At 65.7% G+C, this 15,502-nt stretch carries 13 protein-coding genes; 8 read left to right on the plus strand and 5 right to left on the minus strand.

What is annotated here, in order from left to right; translation table 11 throughout:
* The first annotated feature begins 51 nt into the window (after window positions 1-51).
* From alr to ACK2SD_RS00615, 4 genes are all read left to right on the plus strand, one after another.
* A complete protein-coding gene (gene alr / locus ACK2SD_RS00600) occupies window positions 52-1,125 on the plus strand; it encodes an alanine racemase (protein ID WP_412461094.1) in 1,074 nt (357 codons plus the stop codon).
* 106 nt (window positions 1,126-1,231) lie between these two features.
* A complete protein-coding gene (locus ACK2SD_RS00605; RefSeq protein WP_039581939.1) occupies window positions 1,232-1,780 on the plus strand; it encodes a cupin domain-containing protein in 549 nt (182 codons plus the stop codon).
* A gap of 135 nt (window positions 1,781-1,915) precedes the next feature.
* The gene (locus ACK2SD_RS00610; protein WP_240326934.1) at window positions 1,916-2,338 is read left to right on the plus strand and encodes a c-type cytochrome; all 423 of its coding nucleotides are present in this window, start codon (window positions 1,916-1,918) and stop codon (window positions 2,336-2,338) included.
* Between the two features lie 155 nt (window positions 2,339-2,493).
* Window positions 2,494-4,362 (plus strand): acetyl-CoA hydrolase/transferase C-terminal domain-containing protein, encoded by a 1,869-nt coding sequence (locus ACK2SD_RS00615; RefSeq protein WP_412461095.1) that lies wholly within the window; start codon window positions 2,494-2,496, stop codon window positions 4,360-4,362.
* A 6-nt stretch (window positions 4,363-4,368) separates the two neighbouring features.
* Here ACK2SD_RS00615 and ACK2SD_RS00620 read toward each other — a convergent pair whose 3' ends face one another.
* Together ACK2SD_RS00620 and rep are read right to left on the minus strand one after the other, a co-directional pair.
* Window positions 4,369-4,941, minus strand: a complete 573-nt coding sequence (locus tag ACK2SD_RS00620) for a xanthine phosphoribosyltransferase (RefSeq protein WP_029614720.1) — start codon at window positions 4,939-4,941, stop codon at window positions 4,369-4,371.
* 72 nt (window positions 4,942-5,013) lie between these two features.
* Complete coding sequence (gene rep / locus ACK2SD_RS00625) at window positions 5,014-7,023, minus strand: DNA helicase Rep (protein ID WP_412461096.1); 2,010 nt, start codon at window positions 7,021-7,023, stop codon at window positions 5,014-5,016.
* A 253-nt stretch (window positions 7,024-7,276) separates the two neighbouring features.
* Between rep and ACK2SD_RS00630 the strand changes: the two genes are divergently transcribed.
* Complete coding sequence (locus ACK2SD_RS00630) at window positions 7,277-8,950, plus strand: putative bifunctional diguanylate cyclase/phosphodiesterase (protein ID WP_412461097.1); 1,674 nt, start codon at window positions 7,277-7,279, stop codon at window positions 8,948-8,950.
* Window positions 8,951-8,980: 30 nt separating this feature from the next.
* Here the strand turns inward: ACK2SD_RS00630 and ACK2SD_RS00635 are convergent, their stop codons facing one another.
* The gene (locus tag ACK2SD_RS00635) at window positions 8,981-10,378 is read right to left on the minus strand and encodes a NorM family multidrug efflux MATE transporter (protein ID WP_412461098.1); all 1,398 of its coding nucleotides are present in this window, start codon (window positions 10,376-10,378) and stop codon (window positions 8,981-8,983) included.
* 158 nt (window positions 10,379-10,536) lie between these two features.
* On the opposite strand from ACK2SD_RS00635, the gene ACK2SD_RS00640 reads away from it, so the two are divergent.
* The 3 genes from ACK2SD_RS00640 (at window position 10,537) to ACK2SD_RS00650 (ending at window position 14,008) form a co-directional block, all read left to right on the plus strand.
* Window positions 10,537-11,463 carry a LysR substrate-binding domain-containing protein gene (locus ACK2SD_RS00640; protein WP_304482957.1) on the plus strand — a complete coding sequence of 309 codons (927 nt, stop codon included), beginning with the start codon at window positions 10,537-10,539 and terminating at the stop codon, window positions 11,461-11,463.
* A 93-nt stretch (window positions 11,464-11,556) separates the two neighbouring features.
* Complete coding sequence (locus ACK2SD_RS00645) at window positions 11,557-13,488, plus strand: FTR1 family protein (protein WP_412461099.1); 1,932 nt, start codon at window positions 11,557-11,559, stop codon at window positions 13,486-13,488.
* Window positions 13,489-13,555: 67 nt separating this feature from the next.
* Window positions 13,556-14,008 carry a YaiI/YqxD family protein gene (locus ACK2SD_RS00650; RefSeq protein ID WP_029614727.1) on the plus strand — a complete coding sequence of 151 codons (453 nt, stop codon included), beginning with the start codon at window positions 13,556-13,558 and terminating at the stop codon, window positions 14,006-14,008.
* Between the two features lie 32 nt (window positions 14,009-14,040).
* Here the strand turns inward: ACK2SD_RS00650 and elbB are convergent, their stop codons facing one another.
* Together elbB and ACK2SD_RS00660 are read right to left on the minus strand one after the other, a co-directional pair.
* Window positions 14,041-14,709, minus strand: a complete 669-nt coding sequence (elbB, locus tag ACK2SD_RS00655) for an isoprenoid biosynthesis glyoxalase ElbB (protein WP_412461100.1) — start codon at window positions 14,707-14,709, stop codon at window positions 14,041-14,043.
* Between the two features lie 126 nt (window positions 14,710-14,835).
* Window positions 14,836-15,456, minus strand: coding sequence for a DedA family protein (locus ACK2SD_RS00660; RefSeq protein ID WP_412461101.1), 621 nt, complete (start codon window positions 15,454-15,456; stop codon window positions 14,836-14,838).
* Window positions 15,457-15,502 lie beyond the last annotated feature (46 nt).

The raw sequence follows: 15,502 nt of genomic DNA on the forward strand, positions 1-15,502 counted from the left end.
CGCGATGAATGCCCCATCTGCCCATAACCAGATCCACCAGAAGGCTGCCCCATGCGCCCCGCCCGTGCCCTGATCGACCTCCAAGCGCTGCGTCACAACTACCGTCTGGCCCGTGAACTGGCCGGTGCCAAGGCCCTGGCCGTGGTCAAGGCCGATGCTTACGGCCATGGTGCGGTGCGCTGTGCCCTGGCGCTGGAGGCCGATGCCGACGGCTTTGCCGTGGCCTGCATCGAGGAGGCGCTGGAGCTGCGCGCCGCGGGCATCAAGGCGCCGGTGCTGCTGCTCGAAGGGTTCTTCGAGGCCAGCGAGCTGGCGCTGATCGCCGAGCATGACCTGTGGTGCGTGGTCCATTCGCTGTGGCAGCTCGAGGCCATCGAACAGCATCCGGTGCACAAGCCATTGAACATCTGGCTCAAGCTCGACAGCGGCATGCACCGTGTCGGCCTGCACCCGAAGGACTACCACGAGGCCTATCAGCGTCTGCTGGCCAGCGGCAAAGTGGCGCGCATCGTGCTGATGAGCCATTTCTCCCGGGCCGACGAACTGGACGCGGCGACCACCGAACAGCAGGTTGCCGCCTTCGAGGCCGCGCGCCAGGGCCTGACCGCCGAGTGCAGCCTGCGCAATTCCCCGGGCGTGCTGGCGTGGCCGAACACGCCGAGCGACTGGGTACGACCGGGCATCATGCTGTACGGCGCCTCGCCCTTCGAGGTCGAGCAGGCCCAGGCGGCGCGCCTGCAGCCGGTGATGACCCTGCAATCGCGCATCATCAGTGTGCGTGAGCTGCCCGTCGGTGAGCCGGTGGGCTATGGCGCGCGGTTCACCAGCACGCGCCCGACCCGCGTCGGCGTGGTCGCCATGGGCTATGCCGATGGCTATCCGCGACACGCCCCCAGCGGCACGCCGGTGGTGGTCGCGGGCAAGCGCACGCAACTGATCGGCCGGGTGTCGATGGACATGCTCTGCGTCGACCTCACCGAGGTGCCCGAGGCGACCGTCGGCAGCCCGGTGGAGTTGTGGGGCAAGCAGGTGTTGGCCAGCGATGTGGCGCAGCAGGCGGGCACCATCCCCTATCAGATCTTCTGCAACCTGCGCCGGGTGCCGCTGGAGTACCAGGGCCAATAAGGTCGTTCGCGGCGGTGAGAGGCGGTCGTGTTGTAAATACTGAACGGCATTGCCATGATATCGTTCACACTTTGCCTCCCCACGACCGTTTCTGGAGACCCACGCTTTGGACGTTGGCGAACGACTGCAAGCCATCCGCAAGCTCAAGGGCCTGTCCCAGCGCGAACTCGCCAAACGGGCGGGGGTGACCAACAGCACCATCTCGATGATCGAGAAAAACAGCGTGAGCCCCTCGATCAGCTCGCTGCGCAAGGTGCTCAGCGGCATTCCCATGTCGATGGTGGAGTTCTTCTCCGTCGAACTGGCGCCGGAAAGTCCCACGCAGATCGTCTACAAGGCCCACGAGCTGATCGACATTTCCGACGGCGCGGTGACCATGAAGCTGGTCGGCAAGTCGCACCCCAACCGCGCCATCGCCTTTCTCAACGAGGTGTACCCGCCCGGCGCCGACACGGGTGAAGAAATGCTCACCCACGACGGCGAGGAGACCGGCATCCTGCTCGAAGGTCGCCTGGAGCTGGTGGTGGGCACCGAAACCTTCCTGCTCGAAGCCGGCGACAGCTACTACTTCGAAAGCACCCGCCCGCACCGTTTCCGCAATCCGTTCGATGAGCCCGCCCGGCTCATCAGCGCCGCCACCCCCTCGAATTTTTGATCCAGCTCAGGCTATTGCGTCGCCAATACCCCTTTACGCAGTAGGGTCGTTCACGCCCTCAGGGCTTGTCGCTATACTCGGCCGCGCTCGCCAACCGTGGCCGCGAGCCTGATCAGCCACCATGAGGGTGTACGCGTGAACCCAATCAAGAAGATGCTGGCCGTACCAGCAGCCCTGTTCGCTGTGTGGGCGCTGAGTGCGACCGCAGCGACCAACGACGACATCGCCAAGCGCCTGGAGCCGGTCGGCAAGGTGTGCATCCAGGGCCAGGAATGCCAAGGCATGGCCGTCACCGCTGCGGCCGCCGGCGCTGGCGCCAGAAGCGCCGACGACATTGTCGCCAAGCACTGCAACGCCTGCCATGCCACTGGCCTGCTGAACGCGCCGAAGATCGGCGACACGGCGGCCTGGAAAGAGCGCGCCGATCACCAGGGTGGTCTGGACGGCATTCTGGCCAAGGCCATCACCGGCCTTAACGCCATGCCGCCCAAGGGCACCTGCGGCGACTGCTCGGACGACGAGCTCAAGGGCGCTATCAAGAAGATGTCCGGGCTCTGATCCCACGCCAGAAGACGGTGGTGTAAACGCGGCCTCGTGCCGTGAACCGGTCGCAACGAACGCGGGTCGTCGTAGCATTTGCACGACAGGTCGGGAGCCACACGCTCCCGGCAATGGTCACATCCTGTACGCCTCACACGCCGCAGGAGCTTCCAATGCCCCACCGTTGCTCGATCGACCACGCCGTCGATCAGGCCCTGGCCCGTCTCCCGGCCCATATCCACATGGGCTTGCCGCTGGGGCTGGGCAAGCCCAATGCCTTCGTCAATGCGCTATACGCCCGCATCCGCGCGCTACCCGAGCGCCGCCTGACAATCTATACCGCCCTCAGCCTGGGCCGACCGTCGCTCGGCGAGGGCCTGCAGCAGCGCTTTCTCGAACCCTTCCTGGAACGGGTGTTCGCCGATTACGAAGAGCTCGACTACCTCAAGGACCTGCGCGACGACACACTGCCGGCCAACATCCGCGTCGAGCAGTTCTTCATGCAGCCCGGCTCCCTGCTGCACAGCGCGTCTGCCCAGCAGGACTACGTCAGCAGCAACTACAGCCACGCCGCCCGCGACATCAATGCCAAGGGCCTGAACCTGATCGCCCAATTGGTCGCCGCCACGCCGGAGCGCCCGGAGCACCTCAGCCTGGCCTGCAACCCCGACATCACCCTGGACCTTCTGCCGATGGTCGCCGCACGCCGCGCCGCTGGCGAGACCGTGCTCATGCTCGGCCAGGTGCATGCCGAATTGCCCTACATGCCGGGCGATGCCGAGTTGCACATCCAGGCCTTCGACCTGCTGATCGACGAAGTCGAGCAGCGGCGCCTGTTCAGCACGCCGAACATGCCGGTCACCGTCCAGGACCACTGCATTGGCGTGTACGCCAGTACGCTGGTGCGCGATGGTGGTACGTTGCAGATCGGCATTGGTGCCATGGGCGATGCGGTGGCGGCGGCTCTTCTGGCGCGCCAGGCCGACAACGCCGCCTACCGGGCGCTGCTGGACGACTTCGACCTCAGCCCCTGGCGGTCCCTGATCGACCGTGAAGGCGGGCAGGACGACTTCGCCCAGGGCCTGTATGGCTGCAGCGAGATGTTCGTCAACGGCCTGCTGACGCTGGCCGAGGCGGGCGTGGTGCGGCGTCCGGCTGATGAGCACGGCGTGCTGGTGCACGGCGGCTTCTTCCTCGGCCCGGCCGATTTCTATCAGCGCCTGCGGCACATGTCGCTGGAGCAGCGTGCGCGTTTTTCCATGACGGCCATCAGCTTCATCAACGAGTTGTACGGCGACGAAGCGCTCAAGCGCCGGCAGCGGCGCGACGCGCGGTTCGTCAACACGGTGTTCGGCATGACCTTGCTGGGTGCCGGGGTGGCCGACCAGTTGGAAGACGGCAGGGTGCTCAGCGGCGTCGGTGGGCAATACAACTTCGTCGCCCAGGGCCACGCATTGCAAGGCGCGCGCTCGATCCTGCTGCTGCGCAGTTGGCGTGAAGCCGGTGGCGAAGTGAGCTCGAACCTGTATTGGCAGTACGGGCATTGCACCATCCCGCGCCATCTGCGCGACATCGTCATCACCGAATACGGCATCGCCGACCTGCGCGGGCAGACCGACAGCGAGGTGATCGCACGGCTGTTGGCGATCAGCGACTCACGTTTCCAGCAAACGCTGATGGCCCAGGCCAAGAAGTCCGGCAAACTGGCGCAGAATTTCGCCTTGGACGCCCGCTTCACCGACAACACGCCCGAACGCCTGGAGGCGATCAGGGCGCGGCATGCGTCGATGTTCGCCGAGTACCCGCTGGGCAGCGACTTCACGGCTCAAGAGCAGGACGTGCTGCGTGCGCTGAATTGGCTCAAGAGCAAGTTCAAGCTGAGCGAAGCGCTGGCGCTGGGCAAGGCAGCGCTGGATGCGCCCGAGCCCGAGGCGTATCCGGCGCACCTGGCGCGAATGAACCTGGCGCAGCCCGAAGGCCTGAAGGAGGAGCTGTATCAGCGCTTGCTGCTGGCGGGCCTGCACGCGACCCGCCGCTTGTAGCGGGGGTCACTCGATGAAGGTGACCACACCGCCTGCCAGCGACTGCACCCGCGCCAGCGACTCGACACGGTAGCCCTGGCTGTCCAGCTCGGCGCGGCCGCCCTGGAACGACTTCTCGATGACGATGCCCAGGCCTGCCACGGTGGCCCCGGCCTGCTTGATGATCGAGATCAGCGCCTGCGAGGCCTTGCCGTTGGCCAGGAAGTCGTCGATCACCAGCACGCGGTCGCTGCTGTTCAGGTGGCGCGGCGAAATGGCCACGGTGTTCTCGGTCTGCTTGGTGAACGAGTACACCGACGCGGTGAGCAGGTTCTCGGTCAGGGTCAGCGACTGGTGCTTGCGGGCGAAGATCACCGGCACGCCCAGTTTCAGGCCGGTCATCACGGCCGGCGCGATGCCGGAGGCTTCGATGGTGACGATCTTGGTCACGCCGGCATCGGCGAACAGGCGGGCGAACTCGTCACCGATCAACTGCATCAGGGCAGGATCGATCTGGTGATTGAGAAACGCGTCGACTTTGAGAACCTGATCGGAAAGCACGATGCCTTCTTCGCGAATCTTCTGATGCAGTGCTTGCACTGTGTATTCCTCGATGTAGCAAAAGTCGCCGCATCCAAGGGTCGCGGCACAGGTTGAAAGAGTAGGGGTGATTCAGCGTTTGAGCATGGCCCGAATGTCGGCCAGTGCGTTGTTGCCTCGGGCGGCCTTGACCTCCACCGGGGCGTCGTCCAGGCCTTCCCAGGCCAGGTCGTCCGGTGGCAACTCGTCGAGGAAGCGGCTGGGGGTGCAATCGATGATCTCGCCGTACTGCTTGCGCTTGGCGGCGAAGGTGAACGCCAGGGTCTGGCGCGCGCGGGTGATGCCCACGTAGGCCAGACGGCGTTCTTCCTCGATGGTGTCGGCTTCGATGCTGGAGCGGTGGGGCAGGATTTCTTCTTCCATGCCCATGATGAACACGTAGGGGAATTCCAGGCCCTTGGAGGCATGCAGGGTCATCATCTGCACGCCCTCGGCGTTTTCTTCCTCTTCCTGCTGGCGTTCGAGCATGTCGCGCAGCACCAGCTTGCCGATGGCGTCCTCGATGGTCATGTCACCCTCTTCGTCTTTCTCCAGGGTGTTCTTCAGGGCGTCGATGAGGAACCAGACGTTGCCGATGCGAAAATCCGCGGCCTTGTCGCTGGCGGTGTTCTGGCGAATCCAGTTCTCGTAGTCGATGTCCTTGACCATCTCGTGCAGCGCGGCGATCGGGTCGTCCAGGGCGACCTTGTGGCGCACGCCGTCGAGCCAGTGCTTGAAGCGCTGCAGGCGCTCGGTGTAGCGCGCGTCCAGGTGCTCGCCCAGGCCCAGTTCCTCGCTGGCGGCGTACATCGACACACCGCGCTCGGTGGCGTAGTTGCCGAGCTTCTCCAGGGTGGTCGAGCCGATCTCGCGGCGTGGCACGTTGATCACCCGCAGGTAGGCGTTGTCGTCGTCCGGATTGACCAGCAGGCGCAGGTAGGCCATGAGGTCCTTGACCTCCTGGCGTCCGAAGAAGCTGTTGCCGCCGGAGAGGCGATAGGGCACCTGGTGGTGCTGCAGCTTCAGCTCGATCAGCTTGGCCTGGTAGTTGCCGCGGTAGAGGATGGCGAAATCGCTGTAGGGGCGGTCGGTGCGCAGGTGCAGGGTCAGGATTTCCATGGCCACGCGTTCGGCCTCGGCTTCCTCGTTCTTGCAGCGAATCACGCGGATTTCGTCGCCCACGCCCATCTCGCTCCACAACTGCTTCTCGAAGTCGTGGGGATTGTTGGCGATCAGCACGTTGGCGCAGCGCAGGATGCGGCTGGTGGAGCGGTAGTTCTGCTCGAGCATCACCACCTTCAGGGACGGGTAGTCCTCCTTGAGCAGCATCAGGTTTTCCGGGCGCGCGCCGCGCCAGGCGTAGATCGACTGGTCATCGTCGCCGACCACGGTGAACTGGTTGCGCAGGCCGATGAGCATTTTCACCAGCAGGTACTGGCTGGCGTTGGTGTCCTGGTATTCGTCGACCAGCAGGTAGCGCACACGGTTCTGCCAGCGATCGAGCACGTCCGGGTGCTCCTGGAACAACTTGACCGGCAGCAGGATCAGGTCGTCGAAGTCCACCGCGTTGTACGCCTTGAGCGTGCGCTGGTAGTGGGTGTAGACGATGGCGGCGGTCTGCTCGCGCGGGTTGCGCGCCTTTTCCAGGGCTTCGGCGGGCAGGATCAGGTCGTTCTTCCACGACCCGATCATGTTCTTGATCTCGTCCAGGCCGTCGTCGCCGGAATATTCCTTCTGCATGATGTCCGACAGCAGCGCCTTGATGTCGGACTCGTCGAAGATCGAGAAACCTGGCTTGTAGCCCAGGCGCTGGTGTTCCCGGCGGATGATGTTCAGGCCCAGGTTGTGGAAGGTGCACACCGTCAGGCCCCGGCCCTCGCCCGGGCGCAGCAGGGTAGCGACGCGCTCCTTCATCTCGCGCGCGGCCTTGTTGGTGAAGGTCATGGCGACGATGTACTGGGCACGGATGCCGCAGTTCTGGATGAGGTGGGCGATCTTGCGCGTGATCACGCTGGTCTTGCCGGAGCCTGCACCGGCGAGCACCAAGAGAGGGCCGCCGACGTAGTCTCGGGCTTCCTGTTGCCGGGGATTGAGTCGGGACATGCTAGAAACCGGGGGTGACCAGAAAAATAGCCGCGCATTCTAGCAGGCATGGGGGGGTTGTGGCGCGACCGTCCGACCGGGCACTGTCGGGTTTTGCCACAATTGCCCAGGCGGCGCGTTTGGCGCAGGATGCACCCCGAAATCCGTCGTAAAGCCGGGCAGGGACCGCCACGTTTAAAAGTGAGAATCATTGCTAATTGTCGGTTAGCATATGGCTACTCGACATCATCGGTCCACGGCCTAAGGAGCCCGCTTGTCCACGCCCACCGAACCCTTGCGTCTGCTGCTGTTGGCCGAGGAGCCGCTTTGGGCCGCCCTGTTGCGCGACTGTGCGCGACCGTTGGCCGACAGCGCCGTGTTGCTGACCGCGCCGAGCTGGGAGGCGGTGGACAGCCTCTTCGCCCATGATCGCCAGGCGGTGGTGCTGGCCACGCCCGAGTTGCAGCCAGCGGTGGGCCGCTGCGCGTTGCCGGTCATCCTGCTGCTCGACGCCGAGCCGGATAAGGCGCCGGAGGGCGTCAGCGATTGGCTGGTGCGTGACCAGTTGAGCAGCGATACGCTGCGTCGCTCACTGCGCCATGTGCGCGAGCGCGGCGCGCTGGTGGCCTCGTTGCAGCGCTTGGCCGAGCAGGACCCGCTCACCGGCATCGCCAACCGCCAGGGCTTCCAGGCGCTGCTGGCCGCACGCTTGACCCAGCATGGCGGTCGCGGCCTGGCCCTCGGTCACCTGGACCTGGACACCTTCCGCCACGTCAACGACGCGCTCGGCCATCAGGGCGGCGACCGGGTGATATTGCAGGTGGTGCACCGGCTCAAGCAGTTGCTGGGGGCCGACGATCAGTTGGCGCGCCTGGGTAGCGACGAGTTCGCCCTGCTGATCGACACCCGCCACGACACCGGCCGCGCCGAGCGCATCGCCGAGGCCATCGTCGAAGCCCTGGCCGAGCCCTACTGGGTCGATGGTGAAAGCCTGTTGCTGGGGTGCAGCCTGGGCCTGGCCCACGCCCGCGCACAGGCGGGCGCCGACCCGCTGATGTGGCATGCGCACATTGCCATGCGCCAGGCCAAGGGCGTCCAAGGCTGCACGTACCATGTGTTCAACGAGCGGATCAATCGTCATGCCCGCAGCCTGGCCGACCTGGAAAGCGAGCTGCGGCGGGCGCTGCGCCGCGATGAGCTGGAGCTGCACTACCAGCCGCGCCTGGACCTGGGCGCGGGACGTATAGTCGGTCTGGAAGCGCTGGTGCGCTGGCGCCATCCGCAGCGTGGCCTGTTGGCACCGAGCGAGTTCGTACCGCTGGCCGAGCAGAGCGGGCTGATCGTGCCGCTGGGCTACTGGGTGATCTGCCGCGCCCTGCGCGATATGCAGACCTTGCAACTGCGCGGCCTCGATCCCTTGCACATGGCGGTGAACCTGAGCTTCCGCCAGTTCCAGGACAGCCAACTGCTGGCCACCCTGAGTCGACTGATCGTCGAGCATGGCGTCGATGCGCGCTGGCTGGAGTTCGAACTGACCGAAACGGCGGTGATGCGCCGCAACGAGGTGGTGCGCCAAACCATGGATGCCCTCGGGCGGCTGGGCGTGCGCTTCTCGCTGGACGATTTCGGCACGGGCTTCTCGTCGTTCGTGCACCTGAACAGCCTGCCCATCGCGCTGCTCAAGATCGACCGCAGCTTCGTCGCCGGCATGGAGCAGCGCGAAGAAAACCGCAAGCTGGTGCACGCGATGATCAACCTGGCGCACAACCTCAACCTGGAGGTGGTGGCCGAAGGCGTGGAAAGCGAGGAACAGATGGCCTTGCTGCGCGAGTTTGGCTGCGACCAGGTGCAGGGCTTCCTGGTGAGTCGGCCTCTACCGGTGGACGAACTGATGGAGTACCTGCTGGAGGCGTGCGGCGGGGAGCGTGCGGGTCAGGCGCCGCCGTGAACGGGGCGCGCGTGAACCCGCGCCCATGGATCAACGCCGCGAGATCCCCGAGGCTAGCGGCTGGCCACCACCGGCCCTGTGCAGCAACCGCCTCATCCGCCACTCGAACGCCAGGGTCAGTGCCACCGCGGCGCACGCAAGACCCAGCGCCAGTCCCCACCAGATGCCCACGGCGCCGCCACCGAGGGTGAACGCGAACAGCCAGGCGGCGGGTGCACCGACCAGCCAGTAGCACAGCAAGCCGATAACGAAGGTAGTCTTGGCATCCTTCAAGCCACGGATCGAGCCCATGGCGATGGTCTGGGTGCCGTCGAACAGTTCGAACCACGCCGCCACCATCACCAGTTGCACGGCCAGCGCGAAAATGTCGGCGAAGGCCGGATCATGGCGGTCCACCAGCCAGCCGACCAGGGTGTCCGGGAACAACCAGAACAGCACGGCGAAGGCGAACATGATCACCGCGCCCATGCCGATGCCCACCCGCCCGGCGCTGCGGGCCGCCAGCAGGTTGCCGGCGCCGTAGTACAGCCCGACCCGCATGGTCACCGCGTACGACAAGCCGGTCGGCACCATGAACGCTGCCGAAATGATCGGCAGGGCAATCTGGTGCGCGGCCAGCTCCGTGTTGCCCAGCACGCCCATGCACAGGGCGGCGAAGGCGAACAGGCCCACTTCGACGATGTACGTGCCGCCGATCGGCAGGCCCAGTCGCCACAGTTCGCGCAGCGCCTCCAGCGACGGCCGCAACAGGCCCTGGCGCAGGGGATAGGCGTCGTAGGCGCGGTGCCAGCGGATATACAGCGCCAGGGCGACCGCCATGCCCAGCGACACCACGGCGGTGACCAGGCCGATGCCCATCAGGCCGAGTTTCGGCAAGCCGTACAGCCCCTCGATCAGTGCATGGTTGATCAGGTAGTTGAGCACCGTGCCCACCAGGCTGATGACCATCACCGGGGTGGAATGGCCCAAAGCACTGGTGAAGCCGCGCAGGGCCATGAAGGTGAGGTAGCCGGGCAGCGCCAGGGGTAGCAGCGTGAGGAACTGCATGGCCATCTCGACGTTGTCCGGGCGCTGGCCGAACAGCAGCAACAGCGGCTTGAGGTTCCACAGCGCCAGGCCGGCAGCCAAGGCCAGGCCCCAGGCCAGCCACAGCCCGTTCTGCGCCAGGCGCGTGGCGCCGGCGATGTCGCCTGCGCCCTTGCGGAAGGCCACCAGGGTGCCGACGGCGGCGATCACGCCCAGGCAGAAGATCGACACGAACGAATAACTGGCCGCGCCCAGCCCGCCGCCGGCCAGGGCCTGCGGGCTGATGCGGGCCATCATCAGGGTGTCGGTGAGCACCATCAGCATGTGCGCCAGTTGCGAGGCGACCAGAGGGCCTGCCAGGCGCAGCAAGGCCTTGAGTTCGGTGGTGGGCGCGACGTGCATGGGGCGGAGTCCTTCGGTGTGGGCGCGGCGATGAAAGTAGACGATTCTGCGGCCTCGGTCAGGTTTGCACAAAAGGATAAATGCGATGCGTAGCATGAGTTGAACTCATGCAGCTAAGATCCACTTCGGTCACGCCATGTCCTTTTTACGGGAGCCGCATGTCTCGTCAGTTGCCTGCCCTTTATGCGTTGCGCGCATTCGAAGCCGCGGCGCGGTTATGCTCGTTCACCCGCGCGGGCGAAGAGCTGTCCATCACCCAGAGCGCGGTCAGCCGGCATATCCGCACCCTGGAAGCGCACTTCGGCTGCCGCCTGTTCATCCGCCACGGTCGCAGTTTGCAGCTCACCGAAGCTGCTCGCCTGCTGTTGCCCGGCGTACGCGACGGCTTCGCCGCCCTGGAGCGCGCCTGCAACACCCTGCGTGGCGAGGACGACATGCTGCGCATGAAGGCGCCCTCGACCTTGACCATGCGCTGGCTGCTGGCGCGCCTGAGTCGTTTTCGTCATTTGCAGCCGGGCAACGAGGTGCAACTGACCAGCGCCTGGATGGACGTGGACCATGTGGACTTCAACCAAGAGCCTTTCGATTGCGCCGTGCTGCTCAGCGACGGCAACTTCTCCGCCGACTGGGAAGTGCGTCGACTGTTCGCCGAGCTGTTGATTCCGGTCGGTGCACCGCAATTGCAGGCCGAGGCCCCTTGGGATGCGCAGCGGCTGGCCGGGACCGAGCTGCTGCACCCCACCCCCGACCGCCGCGACTGGCGCAGTTGGTTGGCGCGCATGGGTCTGAGCGAAACGGTGCCGATCACAGGTGGGCAGGTGTTCGACACCCTGGAGTTGGGCATGATCGCCGCCGCCCGTGGCTACGGTGTGTCGATGGGCGACCTGCTGATGGTGGCCGAGGACGTTGCCGCCGGCCGCCTGAGCCTGCCCTGGCCCACCGCTGTGCCCAGCGGGCTGGACTACTACCTGGTATGGCCACGCACGCGGCCCGGTGGTGAGCGTCTGCGGCGCTTGAGCGCCTTCCTGCAGGAGGAAGCCGCGTCGATGGATCTGCCGGACGTGGAAATCCTTGACGCGCGCTGATGGCGTTAATCACGCGATGCCACACTGATTTGTCGCAAGATTTTTCATGAAATCCCTGCGCACCGCTTGAGTGGCGCGAAGTGGAAGTGAACAATGTTCGCTTTCGTATTCCCGCCGAGATTCGCCATGAATTCCCGCTCTTCTTTGCTTGCCTGGCTGTTGTTGCCGGTGCTGGCGCTGTGCAGTTGCCTGGCTGTGGCCGAGTCCCCCGCAGAAGCCACCAAGGCCCTGCATCTGCTGGACTACATCGGCGCCGACTACCCGTCGACGGTGCGCGATGGCCAGGTGCTGGACGACCCGGAATACCGCGAGCAGCAGGAGTTCGGCGCAGTGCTGGCGGAGCTGCTCGCAGGCTTGCCGGCCCATCCCGAGCGCGATGCGCTGGTGCAGGGTGTGCAGGCGCTGCGCCAGGCCATCGACCAGCGTCAAGCGGGCGCAGCGGTGGCCCATCAGGCGCGACAGTTAGGCGCGCGCCTGGCGGTGGCCTACGAGGTCAGCCAGGCCCCGGTGATCACCCCGGACCCGGCGCGCGGCGCATCGCTGTATGCGCAGAACTGCGCGATCTGCCATGGCGACACGGGCGCCGGCGACGGTCCTGCGGGCGTCGGCCTGGAGCCTGCGCCGGCTAACCTGCGCAACGTCGAGCGGCTCGACCAGTTGAGCCTGTTCGACCTGTACAACACCCTGGGGCTGGGCATCGAAGGCACTGAAATGCCGTCGTTCGCCGATCAGCTCGACGAGCGTCAGCGTTGGGACGTGGCCGCCTACATCGCCAGCTTCAGCGCCGACCCTCAGGCTGGCAAAGGCGAGGTCACCTGGAACATCGCCGATCTGGCGCGTCAGACCCCGGCCGAAGTCGCCGCCAACCAAGGCGCCGAGGTCGTGGCGGCATTCCGCGCCCAGCGTGCCCAGCCGCCGCAGGTCAAGCGCGGGCCGGCGCAGTTGCTCGACTACACCTCCAGCACCCTGGACAAGAGCCTGGCGGCCTATCGCGAGGGCGATCACGACCAGGCCTACGACCTGTCGGTGGCGGCCTACCTGGAAGGCTTCGAGCTGGTGGAAAGCTCGCTCGACAACATCGACGCGCAGGTGCGCAAGGACACCGAGAAGTCGCTGATGGCTTACCGTCAGGCGCTGCAGGACGGCTTGCCGGTGGAGCAGGCGGTGCAGCGCCTGGACGAAGCCAAGGTGAAACTGGCGCAGGCCGCCAAGCTGCTAGGCAGCGATGGCCTGAGTTGGTCGCTGAGCTACGTTTCCGGGCTGCTGATCCTGCTGCGCGAAGGCCTGGAAGCGATCCTGGTGCTGGCGGCGATCCTGGCCTTCCTGCGCAACACCGGCCAGCAATCGGCGGTGCGCAGCGTGAACATCGGCTGGGCCCTGGCGTTGCTCGCCGGCTTTGCCACCTGGGCGCTGGCGGCTTACGTAATCGACGTCGGCGGCGCCCAGCGCGAGCTGCTCGAGGGCTGTACGGCGCTGTTCGCCGCCGTCATGGTGCTGTGGCTGGGGGTGTGGATGCATGACCGGCGCCACGCCGACGCCTGGCAGGACTACATCAAGCGCAGCCTGCTCAGCGGTGGTGGGCGCTTCGGCTTCGCCCTGCTGGCGTTCTTCTCGGTGTACCGCGAGCTGTTCGAGGTGATCCTGTTCTATGAGACCTTGTGGTTGCAGGCCGGTCCTGCAGGGCATCAGGCGGTGCTCGCCGGTGGCGCCACGGCGATGGTACTGCTGGTGGGGCTGGCCTGGGTGATCCTGCGTGGTTCGGCGCGCTTGCCGCTGTCGCTGTTCTTCAGCATCAACGCCGCGTTGCTCTGCGCGCTGTCGGTGGTGTTCGCCGGACATGGCGTGAAGGCGTTGCAGGAAGCCGGCGTGCTGGGCACGCGGCCAGTGCCGTTCTTCGAATTCGACTGGCTGGGCATTCATGCCGATGCCTATTCGTTGGCTGCGCAGGCCGTGGCCTTGCTGGCGGTCGTGCTGCTGTACGGACGCTCGTGGATGGCCGAGAAGCGTCGGGCGGCGGCGAATTGAGGTGGCGCTTGCCCTGCGCCAAGTTGGGTCCGACACTAGTGTCCTTTTGAACGACGGAACTCCCCCCATGCGCATATGGATCGACGCCGACGCCTGCCCCAAGGCGGCCAAGGACCTGATCGTCAAATTCGCCCTCAAGCGCAAGCTGGAAGTGGTGATGGTGGCCGGCCAGGCGGTGGCCAAGCCGGCGTTCGCCATCGTGCGCCTGATCGTGGTGCCCAGCGGCATGGATGCCGCCGACGATTATCTGGTCGAGCATGCCGTGCCCGGTGAGCTGGCGATCTGCAGCGACGTGCCTCTGGCCGATCGGCTGATCAAGAAGGGCGTCGCGGTGCTCGATCCACGGGGGCGTGAGTTCGACGAGCGCAACATGGGCGAGCGTCTGGCCGTGCGCAATCTGTTCACCGAATTGCGCGAGCAGGGGCAGGTGGGGGGCGGGCAGGCGCCTTATGGCGAGCGCGAGAAGCAGGCCTTCGCCAATGCCCTGGATCGTATCCTGACGCGGTTGTCCAAAGGCTGAACAGAAGGGGGCGTCTGGCGCCCCCTGGGCATTTACTGATCGTCTTCGTGGGTCAGTTCGAGCACACGGTCGACCAGCTTGTAGATACCGCTCGCCGCTTCGCTGATCGAGGTGGCCAGCATGTAGGCCGGGGTGCTCACCAGCTTGCGCTGGGTGTCTTCGACGATGTCGTGCACATCGCAGTCTTCATGGGTGCCGCCCATCTGCACTACCGCTGCGCTGGTGTCGGCGTCGTTGCCGATGGTGCAGACCACGCCTGGACCATAGATTTTCGCGGCCAGCGCCGGCGAGATGCAGATCAGACCGACCGGCTTGCAGGCGGCGGCGAAGGCTTCAGCCAGCGCCAGCACATCGGGATGCACAGTGCAGTTGGCGCCTTCGACGGCGAAGTTGGACAGGTTCTTGGCGGCGCCGAATCCGCCCGGCACGATCAGCGCGTCGAACTCCTCGGCCTTGGCTTCGCGCACGTCCTTGACCTCGCCGCGGGCGATGCGCGCCGACTCCACCAGTACGTTGCGCGACTCGGGCATGGCTTCGCCGGTCAGGTGATTGATGACGTGCAGTTGTGCCACGTCCGGGGCAAAGCATTGCACTTGGGCGCCGCGCTGGTCGAGGCGCAGCAGGGTGATCACGCTTTCATGGATCTCGGCGCCGTCGTAGACGCCGCAGCCCGATAGAATCACCGCGACTTTTTTTGTCATGTTCGTTACTCCCGTGTCGAGACGCTCGAAATCCTGTCGTGTGACGCATTGGATCGCACGCGCCGCCCGGTGTTCATTCGGCGCGGGAGGTCGCGGGCGATCGTTATGACGTCAGAGGCAAAGGCTTCAGTGCTGTTCGTTGCGCGGCTCGGTTGTCGGCTCCGCCTGGCTGGCCAGCGCGGCGGCCTTGCGCTCGGCGCGGCGATTGCGCACATAACGGCGCAGCCAGAGCAGCGCACCGAGCACCAGCAGGGCGCCCAGCACCCACAGTTCGTAGCGCTTGATGTTGCCCAGCATGCCTTCGAGGATGGCGCCGAAATGGTAGGCGGCCGCGCCTAGGGCCAGGGCCCAGATGGCCGCGCCGATGCCGTTGAGCAGCAGGTAACGCCGGGGTGGGTAGCCAGACAGGCCGATGGCCACCGGCATCACCGTGCGCAGGCCATAGACGAAACGGAAGCTCAGCACCCAGATGTCCGGATGACGTCGGATATGCTCCAGGGCGCGGTCGCCCATGGCCTGCCAGCGCGGCTTGCGGGCGAGGATCTTGCGCCCGTGACGACGGCCCATGAAGTACCACAACTGATCCCCGGCATAACTGCCGCAGAACGCCACCAGCACCACCAGGGAAATGTCCATGTACCCACGGAACGCGAGAAATCCTGCAAGCACCAGGATGGTCTCGCCTTCAAAGAAGGTGCCTAGAAAGAGGGCGAAATAGCCGAAATCATGCAGGAATTGTTGAAGCATGTTCTGAGATGCTGGCGAAATGAACGCGCAGCCTACCCCTTCACGC

This window comes from Pseudomonas sp. SC11 (assembly GCF_047039205.1).
Taxonomy (GTDB): Bacteria; Pseudomonadota; Gammaproteobacteria; order Pseudomonadales; family Pseudomonadaceae; genus Aquipseudomonas; species Aquipseudomonas boreofloridensis.

Excerpts from the sequence above, each read along its gene's own strand:
- alr (WP_412461094.1), top strand. The coding sequence starts at position 52 with ATGCGCCCCGCCCGTGCCCTGATCGACCTCCAAGCGCTGCGTCACAAC.
- ACK2SD_RS00615 (WP_412461095.1), top strand. The coding sequence starts at position 2,494 with ATGCCCCACCGTTGCTCGATCGACCACGCCGTCGATCAGGCCCTGGCC.
- rep (WP_412461096.1), bottom strand. The coding sequence starts at position 7,023 with ATGTCCCGACTCAATCCCCGGCAACAGGAAGCCCGAGACTACGTCGGC.
- ACK2SD_RS00635 (WP_412461098.1), bottom strand. The coding sequence starts at position 10,378 with ATGCACGTCGCGCCCACCACCGAACTCAAGGCCTTGCTGCGCCTGGCA.
- ACK2SD_RS00640 (WP_304482957.1), top strand. The coding sequence starts at position 10,537 with ATGTCTCGTCAGTTGCCTGCCCTTTATGCGTTGCGCGCATTCGAAGCC.
- ACK2SD_RS00645 (WP_412461099.1), top strand. The coding sequence starts at position 11,557 with ATGTTCGCTTTCGTATTCCCGCCGAGATTCGCCATGAATTCCCGCTCT.
- ACK2SD_RS00650 (WP_029614727.1), top strand. The coding sequence starts at position 13,556 with ATGCGCATATGGATCGACGCCGACGCCTGCCCCAAGGCGGCCAAGGAC.
- elbB (WP_412461100.1), bottom strand. The coding sequence starts at position 14,709 with ATGACAAAAAAAGTCGCGGTGATTCTATCGGGCTGCGGCGTCTACGAC.
- ACK2SD_RS00660 (WP_412461101.1), bottom strand. The coding sequence starts at position 15,456 with ATGCTTCAACAATTCCTGCATGATTTCGGCTATTTCGCCCTCTTTCTA.